20 protein-coding genes are annotated in these 19,870 nt (G+C 68.4%); 6 read left to right on the forward strand and 14 right to left on the reverse strand.

Going from position 1 to position 19,870, the window contains the following annotated elements:
• Window positions 1-144: 144 nt before the first annotated feature.
• Entirely contained in the window at window positions 145-942 is a 798-nt protein-coding gene (locus AC1DXI_RS19080; RefSeq protein WP_476939908.1) for an MBL fold metallo-hydrolase, read from the reverse strand.
• Window positions 939-1,955 carry a glutamate racemase gene (murI, locus tag AC1DXI_RS19085; RefSeq protein ID WP_028276045.1) on the reverse strand — a complete coding sequence of 339 codons (1,017 nt, stop codon included), beginning with the start codon at window positions 1,953-1,955 and terminating at the stop codon, window positions 939-941. Before murI ends, AC1DXI_RS19080 begins: the two co-directional genes overlap by 4 nt.
• 156 nt (window positions 1,956-2,111) lie before the next feature.
• On the opposite strand from murI, the gene AC1DXI_RS19090 reads away from it, so the two are divergent.
• Window positions 2,112-2,951 (forward strand): EAL domain-containing protein, encoded by an 840-nt coding sequence (locus AC1DXI_RS19090; RefSeq protein ID WP_476939909.1) that lies wholly within the window; start codon window positions 2,112-2,114, stop codon window positions 2,949-2,951.
• Here AC1DXI_RS19090 and AC1DXI_RS19095 read toward each other — a convergent pair.
• Together AC1DXI_RS19095 and clpS are read right to left on the reverse strand one after the other, a co-directional pair.
• Complete coding sequence (locus AC1DXI_RS19095) at window positions 2,948-3,514, reverse strand: DUF2017 domain-containing protein (protein WP_476939910.1); 567 nt, start codon at window positions 3,512-3,514, stop codon at window positions 2,948-2,950. The genes AC1DXI_RS19090 and AC1DXI_RS19095 overlap by 4 nt on opposite strands.
• Window positions 3,507-3,872, reverse strand: a complete 366-nt coding sequence (gene clpS, locus AC1DXI_RS19100) for an ATP-dependent Clp protease adapter ClpS (RefSeq protein WP_476939911.1) — start codon at window positions 3,870-3,872, stop codon at window positions 3,507-3,509. Before clpS ends, AC1DXI_RS19095 begins: the two co-directional genes overlap by 8 nt.
• Window positions 3,873-3,909: 37 nt before the next feature.
• Between clpS and AC1DXI_RS19105 the strand changes: the two genes are divergently transcribed.
• The 3 genes from AC1DXI_RS19105 (at window position 3,910) to AC1DXI_RS19115 (ending at window position 6,345) form a co-directional block, all read left to right on the forward strand.
• On the forward strand, window positions 3,910-5,238 hold the full coding sequence (locus tag AC1DXI_RS19105; protein WP_018775729.1) for a nicotinate phosphoribosyltransferase: 1,329 nt from the start codon (window positions 3,910-3,912) through the stop codon (window positions 5,236-5,238).
• Complete coding sequence (locus AC1DXI_RS19110; RefSeq protein ID WP_476939912.1) at window positions 5,239-5,922, forward strand: isochorismatase family protein; 684 nt, start codon at window positions 5,239-5,241, stop codon at window positions 5,920-5,922.
• Window positions 5,923-5,997: 75 nt separating this feature from the next.
• Window positions 5,998-6,345, forward strand: coding sequence for a hypothetical protein (locus tag AC1DXI_RS19115; RefSeq protein WP_026539606.1), 348 nt, complete (start codon window positions 5,998-6,000; stop codon window positions 6,343-6,345).
• Window positions 6,346-6,471: 126 nt separating this feature from the next.
• On the opposite strand, the gene AC1DXI_RS19120 is transcribed toward AC1DXI_RS19115, so the two are convergent.
• From AC1DXI_RS19120 to AC1DXI_RS19155, 8 genes are all read right to left on the reverse strand, one after another.
• Window positions 6,472-8,265 carry a DEAD/DEAH box helicase gene (locus AC1DXI_RS19120; protein ID WP_476939913.1) on the reverse strand — a complete coding sequence of 598 codons (1,794 nt, stop codon included), beginning with the start codon at window positions 8,263-8,265 and terminating at the stop codon, window positions 6,472-6,474.
• Between the two features lie 227 nt (window positions 8,266-8,492).
• Window positions 8,493-8,810, reverse strand: a complete 318-nt coding sequence (locus AC1DXI_RS19125) for a DUF3039 domain-containing protein (protein WP_370122952.1) — start codon at window positions 8,808-8,810, stop codon at window positions 8,493-8,495.
• 60 nt (window positions 8,811-8,870) lie between these two features.
• Window positions 8,871-9,653 carry a glucosamine-6-phosphate deaminase gene (gene nagB, locus AC1DXI_RS19130; protein WP_476939914.1) on the reverse strand — a complete coding sequence of 261 codons (783 nt, stop codon included), beginning with the start codon at window positions 9,651-9,653 and terminating at the stop codon, window positions 8,871-8,873.
• A gap of 59 nt (window positions 9,654-9,712) precedes the next feature.
• Window positions 9,713-11,284 (reverse strand): transporter, encoded by a 1,572-nt coding sequence (locus AC1DXI_RS19135; RefSeq protein ID WP_476939915.1) that lies wholly within the window; start codon window positions 11,282-11,284, stop codon window positions 9,713-9,715.
• Window positions 11,266-12,081 (reverse strand): ABC transporter ATP-binding protein, encoded by an 816-nt coding sequence (locus AC1DXI_RS19140; protein ID WP_476939916.1) that lies wholly within the window; start codon window positions 12,079-12,081, stop codon window positions 11,266-11,268. The genes AC1DXI_RS19135 and AC1DXI_RS19140 overlap by 19 nt, the downstream gene beginning before the upstream one ends.
• A 118-nt stretch (window positions 12,082-12,199) precedes the next feature.
• Complete coding sequence (locus AC1DXI_RS19145) at window positions 12,200-13,300, reverse strand: NADH:flavin oxidoreductase/NADH oxidase (RefSeq protein WP_476939917.1); 1,101 nt, start codon at window positions 13,298-13,300, stop codon at window positions 12,200-12,202.
• Complete coding sequence (locus tag AC1DXI_RS19150) at window positions 13,300-14,313, reverse strand: co-chaperone YbbN (protein WP_476939918.1); 1,014 nt, start codon at window positions 14,311-14,313, stop codon at window positions 13,300-13,302. Before AC1DXI_RS19150 ends, AC1DXI_RS19145 begins: the two co-directional genes overlap by 1 nt.
• A gap of 117 nt (window positions 14,314-14,430) precedes the next feature.
• Entirely contained in the window at window positions 14,431-16,290 is a 1,860-nt protein-coding gene (locus tag AC1DXI_RS19155) for a hypothetical protein (protein WP_476939919.1), read from the reverse strand.
• A 193-nt stretch (window positions 16,291-16,483) separates the two neighbouring features.
• Between AC1DXI_RS19155 and AC1DXI_RS19160 the strand changes: the two genes are divergently transcribed.
• On the forward strand, window positions 16,484-17,788 hold the full coding sequence (locus AC1DXI_RS19160; protein WP_476939920.1) for an AI-2E family transporter: 1,305 nt from the start codon (window positions 16,484-16,486) through the stop codon (window positions 17,786-17,788).
• A gap of 109 nt (window positions 17,789-17,897) precedes the next feature.
• Here the strand turns inward: AC1DXI_RS19160 and AC1DXI_RS19165 are convergent, their stop codons facing one another.
• Together AC1DXI_RS19165 and AC1DXI_RS19170 are read right to left on the reverse strand one after the other, a co-directional pair.
• Complete coding sequence (locus AC1DXI_RS19165) at window positions 17,898-18,707, reverse strand: alpha/beta hydrolase (protein WP_476939921.1); 810 nt, start codon at window positions 18,705-18,707, stop codon at window positions 17,898-17,900.
• Between the two features lie 10 nt (window positions 18,708-18,717).
• Complete coding sequence (locus AC1DXI_RS19170) at window positions 18,718-19,089, reverse strand: hypothetical protein (protein ID WP_018775716.1); 372 nt, start codon at window positions 19,087-19,089, stop codon at window positions 18,718-18,720.
• Between the two features lie 81 nt (window positions 19,090-19,170).
• On the opposite strand from AC1DXI_RS19170, the gene nucS reads away from it, so the two are divergent.
• Entirely contained in the window at window positions 19,171-19,866 is a 696-nt protein-coding gene (gene nucS / locus AC1DXI_RS19175; RefSeq protein ID WP_026266819.1) for an endonuclease NucS, read from the forward strand.
• The last annotated feature ends 4 nt before the right edge of the window (window positions 19,867-19,870 follow it).

The raw sequence follows: 19,870 nt of genomic DNA on the forward strand, positions 1-19,870 counted from the left end.
TCGCATAAGTCAGCGTGGGCGCCCCCGGAACCACACCGGCCCAGCCACCAAACCGCCGCCTCCACAAACACCTCAGAACGCCCGCCAGACACACGGGGCGAACCGTCATGCCCGGGGCATGCACTTGACACGACCTATAGCCAGCTAGACGGTGTAGTGCACACCCGCGACGGCGACGGCCACGTCCTTGCCGAAGATCTCCTTGGCCTCCGCCATGACGGTGGTCGGCGACGTCCAGACGGGAATGTGCGTCAGCAGCAGCCGGCGCGCGCCCGCGGCGACGGCGGCCTCCCCCGCCCGCTTGCCCGTCAGGTGCACGTCCTTGATCCCGTCGTCGCGGCCTTCCTCGAACGCCGCCTCGCACAGGAAGAGGTCGGCATCCCGCGCGGCGTCCTCCAGGCCCGCGCAGGAGTCAGTGTCTCCGGAGTAGCTCAGGATGCGGGTCACGGGCGTGCCGTCCTTCGCAGGCTCGGTGACCTCCACGCGAAGGGCGTAGGCCTCCTCGACGGGATGGTTCACCGCGTAAGGCGTCACCGTGAACGGGCCGACGCTCACCGGCTTGCGCTCGGACCAGTTACTGAAGTCGAATTCCTCGTGCATACCCGGGTCCAGGTCCAGCCCGTAGGCCGTGGCCATCCGGTCGGCCGTCGCGGCGGGCCCCCACACCGGAATCCTGCCCCGCCCCCAGCCGCCCGGCTTCCAGCGCACGGCAACATGGAGCCCGCACAGGTCCATGCAGTGGTCCGGGTGCAGGTGGGTGAGGAAGATCGCGTCAATGTCCTCCAGGTCCGTGTAGCGCTGGATGGCGCCGAGCGCCCCGCTGCCGAGGTCCAGGACGATCTTCCAGTTCCGCTCGCCGTCGTTGGCGGTCAGCAAATAGCACGACGCCGGCGAGCCCGGCCCCGGGAAGGAGCCGGTACAGCCCACGATGGTCAGCTTCACAGCAGTGGTCCCCCGCCCGCGGATCCGCCCACAAAGTTCGAGATCCGCGGCCGGCCCGCGCCGGCCCGGGCGGCGGCGATCATCTCCGGGGTGATCCGGGCGAGGCTGCCGGTGGGGTACTGTGCCGCGACGTGGTCCACGTGGCGGACACTGAGAACCTCGGGGCCCAGGAAGCGCCGGGCGAGGTGCTCAAACTGGGCGGCGTCGCCGGTGGCGATGAAATTGTGCTCCGGCGCCGCGGCGTCCGTGCGTTCCAGGCCCCGGGAGGCCAAAGCCCGGTAGACGTCCTTGGCCGTCTCCTCGGCGCTGGAAACCAGCGTGACGTCCTCGCCCATGACGAAGGAGATCACGCCGGTGAGCAGCGGGTAGTGGGTGCAGCCGAGCACCACGGTGTCCACCCCGGCGGCAATGAGCGGTGCCAGGTAGTCCCGCGCGACGGCGAGCAGTTCCGGTCCGGTGGTGATCCCGGCCTCCACGTACGGCACGAACGCCGGGCAGGCCACGGACGTGATCTCCAGGTCCGGGGCCGCGGCGAAGGTGTCCTCGTAGGCGCGCGAGCCCACCGTGGCCGAGGTCCCGATCACGCCCACCCGGCCCGTCCGGGTTGCCGCGACGGCACGCCGCACGGCCGGCTGGATCACCTCGATCACGGGGATCCCGTACCGGGCCGTGTACCGTTCGCGGGCGTCACGCAGCACGGCGGCGGACGCGGAGTTGCAGGCAATGGTCAGCAGCTTCACGCCGGAATCCACGAGCTCGTCCATGACGCCGAGGGCGTTGGCCCGGACTTCGGCGATGGGAAGGGGCCCGTAGGGGCCGTGCGCAGTGTCACCGACGTACAGGATGGATTCGTTGGGCAGCTGGTCGATGATCGACCGGGCCACCGTGAGGCCGCCGACGCCGGAGTCGAAGACGCCGATGGGGCGCGACGCCAGCCCGGCATTTCCGGCGCTGCCCGCTGCGGTCTCCGCCGCAGCTGGCGCTGCCGGATCCGTATTTGATGCTGAAGTCATGATTATTCGAGGATAGGGCTTCACTACAGGCGCGGCCATCACATTGTGTCCTGCAACTCGTGTCTGATGGGTCACACGGGTTTCCGGCGGATGGGCAACGCGGGGAAGACCCCTGCTCATCGGTGGCAGCCTGCCGCTGTCCCCGCCATGTATGCTGTGGGCGCCGTCGAGATGTCGGCGGCGACCGTCGTGCTACCCACGATGGACGAAACAGCGAAAGGACCGCATATGACGTGCGACGGCTGCACGACGTCGTCAAAGCTCGACTTCGATTTCAGCATGGCCTTCCAACCGATCTATGACGCCGTTGCTGGTCGCGTATGGGGCTACGAGGCACTGGTCAGAGGCTTGTCGGGCGAGGGGGCTTTTCACGTCCTGTCTAGAGTCGCACCTGAGCAAAAGTACCGTTTCGACCAGGACTGCCGTGTCAAGGCAATTGAGCTGGCACCGCAGCTGTTTCCTGCCGGTGAGGACTTGATTCTCTCCATCAACTTCATGCCGAACGCGGTCTACGAACCGGCTGCGTGCCTTCGTGCGACGCTGCTTGCAGCCGGGCGTTGCAGCTTTCCGACGTCGTCGATCATGTTCGAGTTCACGGAGAATGAGGAGGTTTCCGACACCGCCCACCTCACGAACATCATCACCGAATACCGCAAGCATGGTTTCACCACCGCCATCGACGACTTTGGTGCCGGTCATGCAGGGCTGGGCCTCCTGGTCGATTTCCAGCCAGACCTGATCAAGATCGACATGAAGCTCATCCGAGGTATCGACACCAGCCCGGCCCGCCAGGCTGTCGTTGCGGGCATCGTCGGCATCGCCAAGGAGCTCGACGTCACGGTGCTCGCAGAGGGCATCGAGACGGAGGCGGAGTTCCGGATTCTGAAGGAAGCCGGCATCCGCTTGTTTCAGGGATATTGGTTCGCAAAGCCGGCATTCGAGGAGCTTCCACAGATACAGTCCGTGCCTGTTTCTGACGCTACCGCCTCCGCTTAGCGCCGGGCATCGAGCGAGTGCACCATGGCCTGGACCAGCGACTCCTGCAGCCACGTGGTGAAGTTGTACACCAGGGCCAGGTAGCTTTCCACGTCCTCGGCCTGGGCCCAGTCCTGCATGAGGTGGACGTTGTCGGCATCGGCGTCGTCACGGATGTCCAGGCGTTCGGCCAGCACCAGCCGGACATCGTTGAGCGCGGTGGCCCAGTGCCGGGCGTCGTCCGGGGTCAGGACGAGGTTCTCCCGGTCCAGGCTCAGGGCGGCCGCCTTCAGCGCGCCGATCTTGCTTTCGCGCAGCGAGCGCTCGGTGTACCGGCGGAACTCCAGGGAGGCGTCGTCGTCGTTCTTCATCACGTTCGGCAGCAACCGCCGCATGGCGCGGTCCGACGGCTCGCGGGCTTCAGTGTCCAGGCCCAGCAAGGCCGCCAGCGGGTCCTCGTTGGCGCGCTGCTCCGGCTCCAGCATGGAGATGACGTCATCGAAAAGGCTGCGCAGCAGTTCCCGCTCGGCCGGCTCCAGATAGCCTTTGATGCCCTTGAGCCCGTACTTGAATGCCTTAGCCACGTTTTCCCTTGCCTTTGCCGGAACCGCTCGCGTTGCCGCCCGTGGCTTTTTCCACCGTCGCCCAGAGGCCGTAGCCATGCATGGCGACGGCGTGCTGCTCCACCTGTTCCTTGCTGCCGTGCGCCACGATCGAGCGGCCCTTCTTGTGGACCTCCATCATGAGCTTGTTGGCCTTGGCCTCCGAGTAGCCGAAATAGCTGCGGAACACATAGCTCACGTAGCTCATCAGGTTCACGGGATCGTTCCAGATCACGAGGTTCCAGGGGACGTCCGGGGCGGTCAGGACGTCGCCGGACGTCACTGTTCCGGTCTGGGTGCTCTCCCGTGTGTCGGGGCCGAGCGCAACGCTGAGGGTCATCTGTCCATTCTATGGGGATGCACACTAGAGTGAATTTGTGAGTACCTCCGCTGGCTGGGACCGTCCCCGCACGTCCCTGTACACCGACCATTACGAGCTGACCATGCTGCAGGGTGCCCTGCAGTCCGGCGCAGCCCACCGCAAATCGGTCTTCGAGGCCTTCGCGCGGCGGCTCCCGGACGGGCGCCGCTACGGGATCGTGGCGGGCACCGGCCGCCTGCTGGAGGGGATCGCGAACTTCCGCTTCGGCGAGCCGGAACTGGACTTCCTGCGCCGGACCAAAGTGGTCAACGACCAGACACTGGAGTACCTGGCCGGCTACAGCTTTTCCGGCGACATCTGGGGCTATCCGGAGGGTGAGGCGTACTTCCCGAACTCCCCCGTGCTGATCGTGGAGGCCACGTTCGCTGAGGCCTGCATCCTGGAGACATACCTGCTCTCCGTGCTCAACCACGACTGCGCCATCGCCTCGGCCGCCTCCCGGATGATCTCCGCGGCCGGAACCCGCCCGTGCATCGAGATGGGATCGCGCCGGACGCACGAGGAATCGGCCGCCGCCGCCGCCCGGGCCGCGGTCATTGCCGGGTTCGACAGCACCTCGAACCTGGAGGCCGGATTGCGCTACGGGCTGAAGACCGTGGGCACGGCCGCCCATTCCTTCACCCTCCTCCATGACACCGAGCGCGAAGCCTTCGAGGCGCAGATTGCCGCCTTTGGGCCGGACACTTCCCTGCTGGTGGACACATACGACGTCGAAACGGCCGTCCGCACCGCCGTCGACCTCGCCGGGGACAAGCTGGGCGCGGTCCGGCTGGACTCGGGCGACCTCGTGGCCCAGGCCCAGTGGGTGCGCCAGCTCCTTGACGAGCTCGGCAACGACCACACCAAAATCGTGGTGACCTCAGACCTCGACGAATTCGCCATCGCGGCCCTGGCCTCCGCGCCGGTGGACTCCTACGGCGTGGGCACCTCGCTCGTGACCGGTTCCGGGGCCCCGACGGCGAGCATGGTCTACAAGCTCGTCAGCCGCACCGACGACGCCGGCGATTTCATCTCCGTCGCCAAGGCCGCCAAGAACAAAGCCAGCAAGGGCGGCCGGAAGTACGCGCTGCGCAAGCTCAACGAGCGCGGGACCGCCACGGCGGAAATCGTCGGCGTCGGCCATCACCCGGAGGACGACGGCAACGACCGTCCGTTGCTGCAGCAGTTCGTCAAGAACGGCGAGCTTCTGCCCGGGTGGACCGGGCCCGAGGGGGTCCAGCGCGCGCGCCGCCGCCACGCGGAGACCATGCGGGAGCTTCCCGCGGTGGTCAACCGGCTCCAGCGCGGCGAGGCGGCCATCCCCACCATCTACGAGGAGGACTGAATGTCCCGCGCCCTGATCATTGTTGACGTCCAGAACGATTTCTGTGAGGGAGGTGCCCTGGCCGTCCCCGGCGGGGCAAGCCTGGCCGGGGAAATCAGCGAGTACGTCGACGCCCACCACGGCCAGTTCGACCACGTCGTGGCCACCCAGGACTGGCACATCGATCCGGGTGCGCACTTCTCGGAAGACCCCGATCTCGTGGACAGCTGGCCGCGGCATTGCGTGGCGGGCACCCGCGGGGCCGAACTGCATCCCGATCTCGATCCCGAACACATCCAGGCGTACTTCCGCAAGGGCCAGTTCGCCGCGGCCTACTCCGGCTTCGAAGGGCTCCTGGCCCCCGAGGACGACGTCCCCACCGGTGACCGCCAGCCCGGCGCCATGCCCGTTACCGGCGCCGGCGCCGAAGACGCAGTGAGTTCCTTCGCCGGCAGTGATTTCGCCGCCAGTGATTTCGCGGTCAGCGAGGATGCGATCGGACTGGACGACTGGCTGCAGAGCCACGACGTCGAGGACATCGTGGTGGTGGGCATCGCCACGGACTACTGCGTCAAGGCGACCGCCCTGGATGCCGTCCAGGCCGGCTACTCCGTCACGGTGCTGCGCGGTTTGACGGTCGGCATTGCCGAGGACCTGGACGACGCCGTGGCCGAGATGGAGCTCGGCGGCGTCGATGTCCTCTGAGCCAGTAGACTCGAAATCCTTGCCCTATCGCCAGTCTTGCCATATTGACAGTCCCGTAGAACCCCGGAGTACACCATGAAGAAGACCCTGACCGTCCTGATTGCCGCCGGAGCGTTGCTCGGCGCGGCCGGCTGCTCGGCCACGCCGCAGCTGACCAACGAGGAAACCTGCGCCCGGGTCAAGACCGTGGTCTCCGCCCAGTCGGCCACGTCGGACAAGGCCGGCATGACCAGGGTCGCCAACCAGCTGCGGCCCATCAAGGCGGCGGCATCCGAGGACCTGCAGGCTCCGCTGCAGACCATCATCGAGTACTTCGACGAGTCGGCCAAGCCCTCCCCGGACACCGCCAAGCTCGAGGACATGAAGGCCGACTACACCGCGGCAGGGCAGACCTACGGCCAGGTCTGCGGCGCCGGCCAGTAGCCGAAGCAAAATTCACAGCAGAGTAAACAGCAGAGGGACCAGTTCACAGTGAACTGGTCCCTCTGTTTGTTGCCCTGCTTCTCGTGGCCTCTGCTCATAGCCCCCTGCCCATAACCCTGCGCGGGGCTACTTCCGGCCGATGAACCAGTCCTGGAGCTTGCGCAGACGTGTCTGCAGCTGTTCCTCGTTGGCCTGTGCGACGGCCGGGCCGCCGCAGACGGTCCGGAGCTTGGTGTGGATGACGCCGTGCGGGGTCCCGGTGCGGGCCGACCAGGCCGCGACGTTCTTGGCCAGCTCGGTGCGCAGGTCCATGAGCATCCGGTGGTCCGGGACGGCCGGGGCAGCCGCCGCGGCACTCGAGGCATCAGCCTGCGGGGAGCGCCTGTTCTTCCGGTTCAGCTGCTCGTGCTGGCGCTGGCGCAGCAGCGTGCCGACCTGTTCGGCGTCCAGCAGGCCGGGGATCCCGAGGAAGTCGAGCTCGTCCTCCGAGCCCACCTCGCCGCCGGTGCCGAACTCGCCGCCGTCGAAGAGCACCCGGTCAAAGGACGCCTGGGAGTCGAGGGCCTCAAACTTGCCCTTCATCAGGGAGTCGGAGGCCTTCTCCTCGCGGTTCGCCTCGTCCATGAGCGAATCCTCTGGATTGAAGAGGCCGTCGCTGTCTTCCTTCTCCGGGCGGTCCAGGGCGTGGTCGCGCTCGGCCTCCATCGAGTTGGCCAGCGCCATCAGCTGCGGCACCGAGGGCAGGAAGACCGACGCCGTCTCGCCGCGCTTGCGGGCACGCACGAAACGCCCCACCGCCTGGGCAAAGAACAGCGGGGTGGAGGTCGAGGTGGCGTAGACGCCGACAGACAGCCGGGGAACGTCCACGCCTTCGGAAACCATCCGGACGGCCACCATCCAGCGCTTCTCGCTGGCGGTGAATTCCTCGATCTTGCTGGAGGCCTTCGCGTCGTCGGAGAGGATGACGGTGGGCGATTCGCCGGTGATCTTCTTCAGCTGGCCGGCGTACGCGCGGGCGTCCTCGTGGTCGGTGGCAATGACCAGGCCGCCGGCGTCCGGGACGCTGCGCCGGACCTCGCTGAGACGTTTGTCCGCGCCGGCCAGGACCGCGGGGATCCATTCGCCGGCCGGGTTCAGCGCGGTGCGCCAGGCCTGGGAGGTGATGTCCTTCGTGACGGCCGACTCCCCGAGCGAGGCGGCCATCTCGTCCCCCGCGCTCGTGCGCCAGCGCATTTGGCCGGAGTACGCCATGAACATCACCGGGCGGACCACGTGGTCGCGCAGCGCCTTGCCGTAGCCGTAGGTGTAGTCGGCCTTGGAACGCCGGATCCCGTCGCGGTCCTCGGCGTACTCCACGAACGGGATGGGCGAGGTATCCGAACGAAACGGGGTGCCCGTCAGGGAGAGCCGCCGGGCCGCCGGGTCGAACGCCTCACGAAGGCCGTCACCCCAGGACAGGGCCTCGCCGCCGTGGTGGATTTCGTCCAGGATCACCAGCGTGCGGGCGGCTTCGGTCTTGGCCCGGTGCAGCATGGGCTTGCTGGCCACCTGGGCGTAGGTCACAGCGACGCCGATGAACCCGCGGCCGTGCTGGCCGTCGGCATTCTTGAAGTTCGGGTCGATCGCGATGCCCACCCGGGCAGCGGCGTCGGCCCACTGGCGCTTCAGGTGGTCGGTGGGCGCCACGATGGTCACACGGTTGACCACCCCGGAATCGATGAGCATGGACGCCACGCGCAGGGCGAAGGTGGTCTTACCCGCGCCGGGGGTTGCGACCGCAAGGAAATCCTTGGGATGGGTGCTGAAGTAGCTGTCCAGCGCCTCCTGCTGCCAGGCGCGCAGCTTGGGGGCGGTGCCCCAGGCGGCCCGCTCGGGATAGGCGGGGGGAAGCGTGGGTCCGCCGAAAAGTGTCTCCGTCATTAAGGCGCCCTCCATCCGCGCATGGCTGCAGCCGACGGAGAAACCCAATTAAGCACAAAAACACCAATCTTTTTCGGATGGACCCGGCGGAACCCCGCACCAGGCGGAACCCGGACAGCATGGACCGGCAATCAGGAAAGCAGAAATCAGGGGGCGCGACGGCGCGCCGCCATGGGGAAACGCCGTCCGGGGACGGCTAACGGAACCTGTTGTTCCGTTGATTGCCCTTACTTGTCGCCGGAGCCCTTGCCGCCGTCGTTTCCGGGGCGCAGGCCCTCGTAGACTTCCTTGCATTCGGGGCAGACGGGGAACTTCTGCGGATCCCGGCCCGGAGTCCAGACCTTGCCGCAGAGCGCGATCACCGGTTCACCGGTCAGCGCCGATTCCATGATCTTTTCCTTGCGCACGTAGTGCGAGAAGCGTTCCCGGTCACCGGGCTCAACTTCCTGGCGCAGTTCCTCGCGCTCGATCGTGGCCGTTGACGTCCCGGCTCCGGAGAGCTCGCGCATCGGATCGTTTTCGAGAGGATCGGTCATGCTAGTCATGACACCCATCTTAGCCGTTGGAAGGGCGCCGCCGGACCCGCCGGGTGCCGGCGGCGGGGCCTAGAGGCCCTGCCAGGCGGGTTTGTGGTCGTAGCTGTGGCGGTAGTAGTCCGCCAGCCGCAGCGACGACGCCGCCGCCTCGTCCAGGAGGATGGTGGCATGCGGGTGCAACTGCAGCACCGAGGCCGCACAGATGGCGGCGACGGGGCCTTCCGCGAGGTCCCGGACGGCCTGGGCTTTCTGCGCGCCGGTGGCAATCAGGATCACGTGCCGGGCATCCAGGATGGTGCCCAGGCCTTGGGTCAGGACGTGGTGCGGCACGTCGGCCAGGCTGCCGAAAAACCGTGCGTTGTCCCGGCGTGTCTGCTCGATCAGGGTCTTGATCCGCGTCCGGGACGCCAGCGACGAGCCTGGTTCGTTGAACCCGATGTGGCCGTCCGTTCCGACGCCGAGGAGCTGAAGGTCCACTCCCCCGGCGTCGCGGATGGCGTCTTCATAAGCCCGGCAGGCCGCCGGGATGTCCGCCGCGGCCCCGTCAGGCACGTGGACGTTGTCCGGGCTGATGTTCACCCGGGCGGTGAATTCGCGCGCGATCACCTCGCGGTAGGACTCCGGATGGCCGGCCGGCAGTCCCACGTACTCGTCCAGGGCGAAGGCGCGGACCCGGCTGAAATCCAGGCCGGCCCGCTCGTGCCGGGCCGCCAGTTCGGTGTAGACCGGCAGCGGCGTGGAACCGGTCGCCAGGCCCAGGACGGCGTCGGGCTTGCGCCGGAGAAGGGCCTCCACCGCATCGGCGGCAAGCGACGCGATCTGTTTGCTGCCGGGAACGATGACAACTTCCATGGTCCTGCCTTTGCTGACCTACCTGGTGTCCGAGTCTGCGCACTCCCAGCATGCACCCGTCAGCGGTTGACGGCCAGTTGTGCCAGCAGCTCCGGTGCCCGCCGGTCCAGCCATGCTCCGCCGGTCCGGATACCGACGGCGAAGAGTGCGAGGCCCAGCACGGGCCCGAGGACCAGAGTGATCCAGCCCGGCACGGAGCTGCCGGTGATGAACTGTGCGGCCACGAGCGCCGCCTCGGGCGCCACGAGGACCAGAAGCACGGCCATGCCGCCGAACTGCACGGCGAGGGTCTGGGCCACGTTGCCCGGAGGCTTCTTGAACGGGCTGTCCCCCGGCAGCGGGACGCTCACGGTGTAGCGCGCCGAGATCACCGAGGCCAGGCCCAGGCCGGTGAAGAGAACGCCGAGGGAGAGGCCCAGGACCGCGGGCAGCTTGTCCCAGTCGCCGGTGAAGAAGAACGGCCCGACGCTGAAGAGGACCACCACCGGCAGCGCGAAGCTCAGGCATGCCAGCGCCCGGCCGAGCCGGTCGTCGGCGCCGCGCACCCCCGTGGCCACGTGCAGGGCGAAGGCGGTGCTGTCATAGGAGACGTCCGTGGAGATCGACCAGGACAGGAGGAACGCCGTCAGCGGCCCGACAAACTGGAACGGGCCGTAGAACCCGCTCTGGCTGCCCTGGAAGAGGAACAGCACCGGCAGGAGCGGAACGACCACGAGCGCGCCGGCGTAGCGGGGATCGCGTAGCCAGTAGTACAGGGACCTCGCGGCGACGGCGGCGGCCGGTGTCGCCGGGAGCAGCCCGAACAGGCCCGTGCCGCCGGTCCGACGCTTGGACGTCCCGGCATACGGCGGGGTCACGAGGGCGCGCTGCAGCAGGAGCTTCCACGCCAGGGCCAGGCCCGCCAGAGTGGCCACGGCGATGAGGAATTTCACGGCCGCGGCCGCGTAGCTGCCGGCAGCGAGCTCGCCGCCGAGAGAGAAGGCCGCCCCGGCCGGCGTCCAGGACAGGGCCTGGGCCAGGCCGGTCAGGAAATCACCGGAACCGGCGATTCCCCTCGCAATGCCCGCCACGATGGGACCCGTGAGCACGAGCGGGATGAGGAAGGCGACGGCGCTGATGTCCTTGAAGCGGCGGGAGGTTGCCAGTCCGGCCGTGGCCGTGGTCACGACCTTGGAGAGCACGATGCAGCTCAGCACGCCCAGCACGGCACCGGCGAGGGCGCCGGCCGCGGCCGGCAGGCTGCGGGACCAGGTGCCCACCGTGGCGAGTGCAACAAGGGAAGTTGCGAGACCCGGTATGCCGATCAGGCCGCCGAGGGCCAGCCCGGCCAGCAGCTGCGGCATGGGCACGGCGAAGGTGGTGAACCGGGCAGGGTCCAGCGTCATGTCCGCGGCGGAAACCGCGACGGGAATGATGGCCCAGCCCAGCAATGCCGTGGCGCCGCCGAGGACCACCACGGTCTGGGCGAGTTCAATCTCCACCCCGCGCAGGACGAACAGCCCGGCCACGCAAACACCCACGATTCCCAAGGCATACAGGGCGCCGATCCCGAGGCCCACCAGCTGCCACGGGCTGCGCCGGACACTGTTGCGCAGCAGGGTCAGCTTGAGCCTCAGAAGGTGCGCAACCATTCCAGCCCCTCCGTGTGGTTCCGGCCGCCCACGAGCTCCACGAAGCGGTCCTCGAGGCTGGCGCCGGCGCGGACTTCCTCCACGGTGCCTGCGGCGAGGACCCGGCCGCCGGCGACGACGGCGACGTGGTCGCACATGCGCTGGACCAGGTCCATGACGTGGCTGGAGACGATGACCGTTCCGCCCGAGGAAACGTAGCGGTCCAGGATGTCGCGGATGTTCGCCGCTGAGATCGGATCCACCGATTCGAACGGCTCGTCCAGGACCAGGAGCCGCGGGGCGTGGATCAGCGCCGAGGCCAGCGCGATCTTCTTGGTCATGCCGGCGGAATAGTCCACCACCAGCGTGCCGGCGTCACTGTCCAGGTCCAGCGCCGCGAGCAGCTCCGCCACCCGGGACACCACCATCTCCCGTTCCATTCCGCGCAGCAGGCCGGCATAGGTGACCAGCTGCTCGCCGCTGAGGCGGTCGAACAGCCGGACGCCGTCGGGCAGGATCCCCATCAGCTTCTTGGCCTCCAGCGGATGCTGCCAGACGTCGACGCCGTGGACCAGCGCGGTGCCGAAGTCGGGGCGCATCAGGCCGGTCGCCATGGACAAAGTGGTGGTCTTGCCGGCCCCGTTGGGCCCGACCACCCCGAAGAAGGAGCCGGCCGGAACGTCCAGGCTGATTCCGTCGACGGCGATTTTGTCGCCAAAGCGCTTGGCGAGGCCAAGCAGGGACAGGGCAGGAACCGGCGGCGAAGACGGGCCGGGCGGGGCTGGCTGTCCCTGCTGGCCAGGGGGTTGGAATGTCATGACGCCAGACTAACCGCCCGGCGGCGCGAAAAGGATCGTCCGCAAGGCGTACGTTTTCACGCCCGGTAACCGGCCACTGCTTTTGGAATGAATGCCGGTTCTGGAGCGAATGCCGGTTCTAGAACGAATGCCGGGGCAGGGCGCGCTCGTACTGCGGCGGCCACGCCAGGTCATGGCCGAGCTCGAACGCGGCCCGCAGCCACCAGTGCGGATCCCGCAGTGCGGCACGGGCGATGAACACGCCGTCGGCCTGGCCGGTGGCCACCGCGTGCTCGGCCTGCCCGGCGGACGTCAGGAGTCCCACTGTGCCGGTCCTGACCCCGGTTTCGCGCCGGATCCGGGCGGAGAACCCGGTCTGGTAGCCGGGGCCCACGGGAATCTGCTGGTGGGCAACGGCCCCGCCGCTGGAAACGTCCACCAGGTCCACTCCGCGCTCGGCGGCCGCAGCGGCCATCCGGACCGAGGCGTCAGCCTCGATCCCGCCCGGCGCCCAGTCCGAGGCCGAGATCCGCAGCAGCAGGGGCATGGAGTCCGGGATGACCGCGCGGACGGCGTCCACCACAGCAAGCGTCAGCCTGTTCCGGCCCGCCTCGTCCCCGCCCCAGCGGTCCGTGCGGTCGTTGACCAGCGGGCTCTGGAACTGGTGCAGCAGGTAGCCGTGCGCACCATGGATTTCGATCGTGTCGAACCCGGTGTCAACGGCCCGCACGGCGGCCGCGGCGAAATCGGCGATCACGCCGTCGATCTGCGCTTCCGTCATGGCCGACGGCGGCGCGTAGCCGTCAAACGCGCCCGCGCCAGGACCCACGGTGTCCCAGCCGCCCTCGGATGCCGGGACGCTGCCCTTCGCGCCGGAGAACGGCCAGTAGGAGGACGCCTTCCGGCCGGCGTGCGCCAGCTGGGTGCCGATCTTGGTCTCCGCGGTGCCGTGGCGGTGCACGAAGGCGGTGATGCGTTCCCAGGCCGCGGCCTGGTCGTCGTTGTAGAGACCGGCGTCGCGGGGGCTGATCCGGCCCGCGGCGTTCACAGAGTTGGCCTCGGTGAGGATCAGGGCCGCTCCCCCGGTGGCAAAGGAGCCCAGGTGCATGAGGTGCCAGTCGGTGGGTACGCCTTCGCCCGTCTCGGGTTCACAGCTGTACTGGCACATCGGGGACACCCAGCCGCGGTGCTGCAGCCGCAGGGACCTCAGATCCAGCGGCGCGAAGAGTGCCGATCCCACTAGAAGAGCACCCGGGCCAGTCCCTGGCGGGCCTTGGCGACGCGCTCGTCACCGGTGCCGACGACGTCGAAGAGTTCCAGCAGCCGGACCCGGGCAGTCTCCCGCTCCGGGCCGAAGTTGCGGCCAATGAACGTCACGATCCGGCCGAGTCCGTCCTCGATGTGGCCGCCGGCGATATCCAGGTCCGCAACGCCGAGCTGGGCCTCGAGGTTGTCCGGCTCGTCGGCGGCGCGCCGGCGCAGCGCATCTGCCTCGGGCCCGGAGATGGCCTGCAGGCGATCCATCAGTTCCACCTGCGCCAGGCCGGCCTTGGCCTCCGCATCGGCGGGCATCTCGTTCAGGGCCTGACGGTAGGCGGCGGCCGCGGCCGCGTAGTCGCCGGCCTCGATCGCGTCGAACGCCGCCTGGTGCAGCGGCGGCAACGGCGGGGCCTCCGGTTCCGCACCGCCCGGCCCGCCGGCGCCGATCTGTCCGGTCACGCCGTTGGCGGCCGCGACCTTGAGGAGTTCATCGAACAGGCTGCGTACCTGCTGTCCGTCCGCGCCGCCCTGGAAGAGCGGAACGGGCTGGCCCTTGACGACGGCGACGGCGGTCGGCACGGCCTGCACCTGGAACGCCTGGGCAAGTTCCGGGAAGACGTCGATGTCCGCGGCCCCGAGGACCAGCCGGCCGTCGTAGCTCTCGACGATGCCTTCCAGGACGTCCACCAGCTGGCCGGAGCCTGGCGAGTAGGAGGCCCAGAGGGCGATCACCACGGGCACCTGGGCCGAGAGGTCCACGAGCTCCTGGAAGTTGCCCTCGGTCACATCCACGCGCAACGGCCGGCCTGCATGGTCGGCCGGGCGCTCTGCCGGGGCACCGGCAGAACCGGCGGGGCCCGCGGGGCCGGGGGCTGCAGCGCCGGGTGCGGATGGCGCCGGCCGCTGTTTCAGGGCGGAGAGATCGACGGCGCCGCGCAGGTTCAGCGGGCTGGCGGCAACTGGCGGGACCGGGCGGGAAGCTGGCGTAGTCATAGCTCCACTCTATCCACTACGCCACACGCATCAACGACCGGGCCGCGATGGCGGCCCGGTCGTCTGCTGTGCTGTGCCCCTGCCGTGATTCCCAGCGGGGGCAGGTTCCTGCGGGGGCTACTTGAACTTGGCCCCGACCAGGCCGCGGGTGGCAGCCACGAGCTTCATCGGATCCTTGGAACCGGCCGGCGGAACATAGACAGCCACGGACTCTGCGAAGTCCAGCACCATGCCGGTGCTGGTCTCCTTGCCGCCGGCCAGGGCGGCCGCGTCGTCGCCGATGGTGAGCTTGTCCCCGTCGGCCTTCGGTGTGCCGTCGAACGAGAAGTTCAGCCGTCCCAGGACCAGGGCCCCGCCGTCAGCGGTACGGAACACGACAGTGTTGTCCGCGGCCGCCTTGTGGGTGAAGGCGAAGGTGCCGTTGACGCCTGATTTGACGACGTCGGCCTGGTAGGCGAGGGTGTCCGCGATGTACGGGGAGGACTGGCCTTCGACAAGCTTGTCCTTGAAGGTGGAGTCGGCCTTGGTCAGGCGGTCACCGAGCCCGGCGAGGGCTTCGTCGCCGCTGTACGCGAGTCCGGTCTTGTCCGCGGGAACCAGCGTCTCCGTGCCGGCCCGCCCGATCCCCGGGAAGGTGGCACCCGGCTGCAGCGGGGTGCTGCTGACCAGCTTGTAGTTCTCCCGCGGGGAGGCCTGGGTGAGGGTCAGCAGCTGCGGGACGACGTTGCCCTCGCCCTGCGTCACGGCCATGACCGAGCGCGGCCAGCTGCGCTTGTTGGTGACCACCGTGGTCAGCAGCTTGGTGGAGCGGACAGGCATGCGGGCCTCGTAGGAGCCGACCTGCGAGCGGATCTTGTAGTTCTGTGTGCGCACCTGGAGTTCGGACTTGGCCACCCGCGGCGCCAGCTTTGCGGCGTCCTTGGCAGCGTCTCCGGCATCGACGGCACCGGCAACCTGTTCCAGGACGCGGCGGAACTGCGCGTCCAGCAGCACCGGCGCATCGCCGGTCTGGCCCTCAGCGGAACTGCCCGGCGTCGCGCCGTCGGAGGCCGGGGCACTGGGCGACGGCGTCTGGCTGGCCTGGGCGGCTACAGACGTTCCGGCGACGGCAGCGGCGGTCAGCACGGCCACCACGATGCCGGAACGGCGAGCGGTGCCGGAACCCTTCTTCTGACCGGCCGCTGCTTTCTCCGGCGCGGTTTTCTCCGGCCCTGTTTTCTCGGGGGTGGCCGGCTGCGGTGCAGTCTCGGGGGCTGCGGTCTCCTGGGTGCTTGCTGCCGTGCCCTGATCCCCGCGGCGTGCCGCGGCCTTGGCCTGCGCGCGGCGGGCGAACGTGCTGCCGCCGCCGGTGCCGTTGCCTGAACGGTTGCCTGACTTCGGCTTGAGGACCAGCAGCGCCCCGCCGGCGATGATCAGCAGGCCGCCGAGCACCATGAGCGGAATGGCCCAGGGCGTGGAGGTGTCGTTCGGGAAAGTCATCGTGATGGAGATCGGGGCGGCCTTGGTGCCGTCCGCCGCGAGGAGGAGGGACCAGTCGCCGTCGGCCGGCGCGTTCCACGCGTAGTCCATTTCGCCGGTGGCGTTCTCGGTGGTGACCCAAAGATCCGATCCGGCGGGCGACGGCGCGGTAGCTTCGCCGTCGGTATGCGTCAGCTGCAGCGCCTTGCCGTCCTCCGAGACGCCGTCGACGGTGTTGTGGGCCGTCTTACCCACCCAGGCGTCGACGTCGTCCGGCCGTCCCGCGGCCAGCAGGAAGGCCCCTTCACCCTTGACCTGGATCTTCACGGTCCCGGGGTGCAGAGTCTTCAGCTTCTCCTCGAAGACGGTCAGCGGCGCGGCGGTGCCGGCCGGAGCGGTGGCCGTAATCGTCTCCGGGGGAGCCCAAAACGTCTTCTGGCCAATCCCGGCCAGGAGGGTCAGGAGGCCGAGCAGCACCAGGGCGACTGCAGTCTTGAAACGCAAAATACTACCTATCATCAGCGGACAGTTAGCTTCAATAGTAACCATTTTGTTACCCGCGAGTCAGATCGGGGACCCGGGCGGCAGCCGTAAGCGGTGCCCGCGGGGGCGTCCCGCCCTTGAGCTGACAAGCCTGCTGATAGTGTTTGCGGTGATCATCACACCAGTGCCGCCTGTGTGGCGCCGCAAGGAATTAAGGGCATTCAACGCAGTGACTGAACATACGGATTCGTCCTCCGCCGGACCAGAAGAAGCGCAGGAATCCGACAGCCAGGAACCCGGCCCCGAGCAGCCTGCTTCCAGTCCCCGGCCCACAACCTCCCGCCCCCGGATTGCCGCGGCAAATGTCCTGCTGTCCGCGGCCCGGCGCCTGCGCCAGCCCCTGCCGGGTGCCCAGCCGAGAATCCGCTTCGAGATGCCCCCGGAGCATGAGGCCGAGACCGAGTCCGAGGCCCGCTTCGGCAGTCCCGGTCCGCGCATGTCGGCCCAGCACCCCCTCTATATGGGCTTCATGGGTACGGTCGGCGTCGGCTTCGCCCTGCTGGTCTACTGGATCGGGTCCAATACGACGCAGCTGCTCTTGTGGATCATCACGGCGCTCTTCATCACCCTGGGGCTGGACCCGGTGGTTCGCTGGCTCGAACACCGGAATGTCCCCCGGGCCGCCGGCATCCTCCTGTCCGTATCGACCCTGGCAGTGGGAGTCGCCGCTTTTTTTGCCACCCTGATCCCCACGATCGTGCAGCAGGTGACGCAAATCGTGCAGCAGGCGCCCAAGTGGGTCCAGGATTTCATTGACTCGGAATTCTTCCGGAGCGTTGACAGCCAGTTCGGCATCCGGGACCGCATCAGCCAGGAGCTGGAGAAGTTCGTCAACAACCCCGACGCCATGGGCGGCATCTTCGGCGGCGTTGTGGGCTTCGGCTCCACCGTGGCAAACGGACTGTTCGGCGCACTGATCGTGCTGGTCCTGAGCCTGTACTTCCTCGGTGCCCTTCCCGCGATGAAGAAATGGGGCTACCGGCTCGCGCCGCGCTCGCGCCGGGCCCGGGTTGAAGCCCTGTCCGAGGAAATCACCGGTTCGGTGGGCAACTACGTGATCGGCCAGGCCGCCGTCGCACTGCTGAACGCCACGTTCGCGTTCATTGTGATGTCGGTCATCGGCGTACCGTTCGCCACGCTGCTGGCGTTCGTGGTGGCCCTGCTGGCGTTCATCCCGCTGGTGGGAGGCATGATTGCCGGGTTCCTGGTGACGCTCGTTGCCCTAACCGCCGGCTGGCAGACCGCACTTGTCTTCGCCATCTGCTATTTCGCCTACCTCCAGTTCGAGGCCTACTTCATCTCGCCGCGCATCATGCAGAAGGCCGTGGCGGTGCCGGGCGCCGTCGCCGTCATCTCGGTGATCGCCGGCGGCAGCCTGCTCGGCGTGCTCGGCGCTCTGATCGCCATTCCCACCGCGGCGGCGATCATGCTGCTGGTCAAGGAAATCCTCATCGCCCGCCAGGACAGCCGCTGACACGGCTCCCCGGGCCGGTTTTCGCGCCGCAATAGGACAGCCGCACCGTGGATCCACGGTGCGGCTGTCCTGTTTCGGTGCGGAATTCTCTCTTTGCGGCGTTGCCGATTCAGGCGTGTGCCGTGGCGACCGGCCCGTCCCATTCCTGCGGCAGCACCGTTCCGGCACTCCCAGCGGCGCCGCCGGGGATGACCTCGTCCACGATCTCGTTGAGAACCCGCCCGGCGTACTTCTCCCCCACCCACAGGTGTTTGGCGCCGTCGACCCCCAACACCTGTGCCTGCGGCACCAGCGCGAACCTCGCCGCCGCAGCCGCCGGCTGCAGGTAGTCGTCGTGCTCGGGGACCAGGACCTTCAGCGGCTTGCCGGACACGGCCCATTCCTTCAGGTGTACGTCCGTGGCCCGGTGCAGCGGGGGCGAGAGCAGCACGGCCCCCTCGATTTCCGAGGCGACGGGCTCGGCGGCGCCGTACATCAGGGCCAGCTCGGTGCCGAAGGACCAGCCCACCAGCCACCGGTTCGGCAGGCCCCGGTCCACGGCGAACTGCACGGCGGCCTCGACGTCGAGTCGCTCACCGACGCCTTCCTCGAAGGCTCCCCCGCTGGTCCCCCGCGGCGAAGACGTGCCGCGCGTGTTGAAACGCAGGACGGCGATGCCAGCGAGGGCGGGCAGCCGGTAGGAGGCCTTGCGGTAGAGGTGTGAATCCATGAAGCCGCCGTGCGTCGGCAGCGGGTGCAGCGTGATGAGTGTTGCCTTGATCCCACCGGATTCGGGCACGGCGAGCTCGCCCACCAGCCGGTGTCCGTCCGATGTGCGCAGTTCGACGTTCTCGCGGCGGGCCGGCAGGACGGTGGAAGCGCGGATGGCAGTGGGAGCAGAGGGCTTGGTGAAGACGTACGACGCGGGATCAAAGCTCATGCTGACCAGCTTAGCGATACCGGTAGCTCCGCGACGTCCAGCAGTTGCTGTGCCAGTGGCGCCGTTCGGCGAGACCCGCGGCGGCGCCAAAGAGGTGGTCCTCGGACCAGACCACCAGGTGCGCGATCCCCGGCAGCACGGCGGTGGAGCAGCCCGGGCAGATGTAGGTCTTCTCGGCACGGCCCGCGGTGATGGGGCGGACCATCCATTCGCCGTCCGGTGCGCTCTCCCGGCGGGCGAACCCTGAGCGGGCACGCTCCAGGTCAAGTTCCGGTGCCGGGCCGTGCTTGGCTCCGCCGGCTTTGCTCTTTCCGGGCGCTGCGCCCTTGCCAGAGCCTGTCTTCGCAGAGCCGGCGCGGCGGGGTCGGTTGGAACGGGGCATGCCTCCATTCTGCCCCAGTCCGGCTGCCGCTCGTTGCCTCCCCGCCACGCCGCCGCCCGCGCAGGCGGTAGAGTGGACCGGGTGCGTTTAGTCATAGCCCGCTGCTCCGTTGATTACGTCGGCCGCCTCAAAGCCCACCTGCCGCTGGCCACCAGGCTGTTGCTGGTTAAGGCCGACGGTTCGGTCCTGGTCCATTCCGACGGCGGGTCCTACAAGCCGCTGAACTGGATGAGCCCTCCTGCGTCCCTGCGGGTCTCCACACCGGATGAGGTCGACGTCGAGGTCGGCGTCGTCGAGCAGTGGACGGTCCAGTCGGCCAAGACCGATGACCGGCTCATCATCAACATCCACGAGCAGCTGCACGATACCTCCCACGAACTGGGCCAGGACCCGGGCCTGATCAAGGACGGCGTCGAGGCGGACCTCCAGAGGCTCCTGGCCGCCCAGATCGAACTGCTCGGCACCGGGTTCTCGCTGATCCGCCGGGAGTATTTCACCGCGATCGGCCCCGTGGACATCCTGGCCCGGGACGCGGATGGCGCCACCGTGGCCATTGAGCTCAAGCGCCGGGGTGACATCGACGGCGTCGAGCAGCTCACCCGGTACCTGGAACTGCTGAACCGGGACCCGCTGCTGGCCCCGGTCCGGGGAATCTTCGCAGCCCAGCAGATCAAGCCGCAGGCCAAGGTCCTCGCCAAGGACCGCGGAATCGACTGCGTGACCCTGGACTACGACGCCATGCGCGGCGTTGACGACAGCGAATCGCGGCTCTTTTAGGCAC

The organism is Arthrobacter sp. P1_H7, from assembly GCF_056405215.1.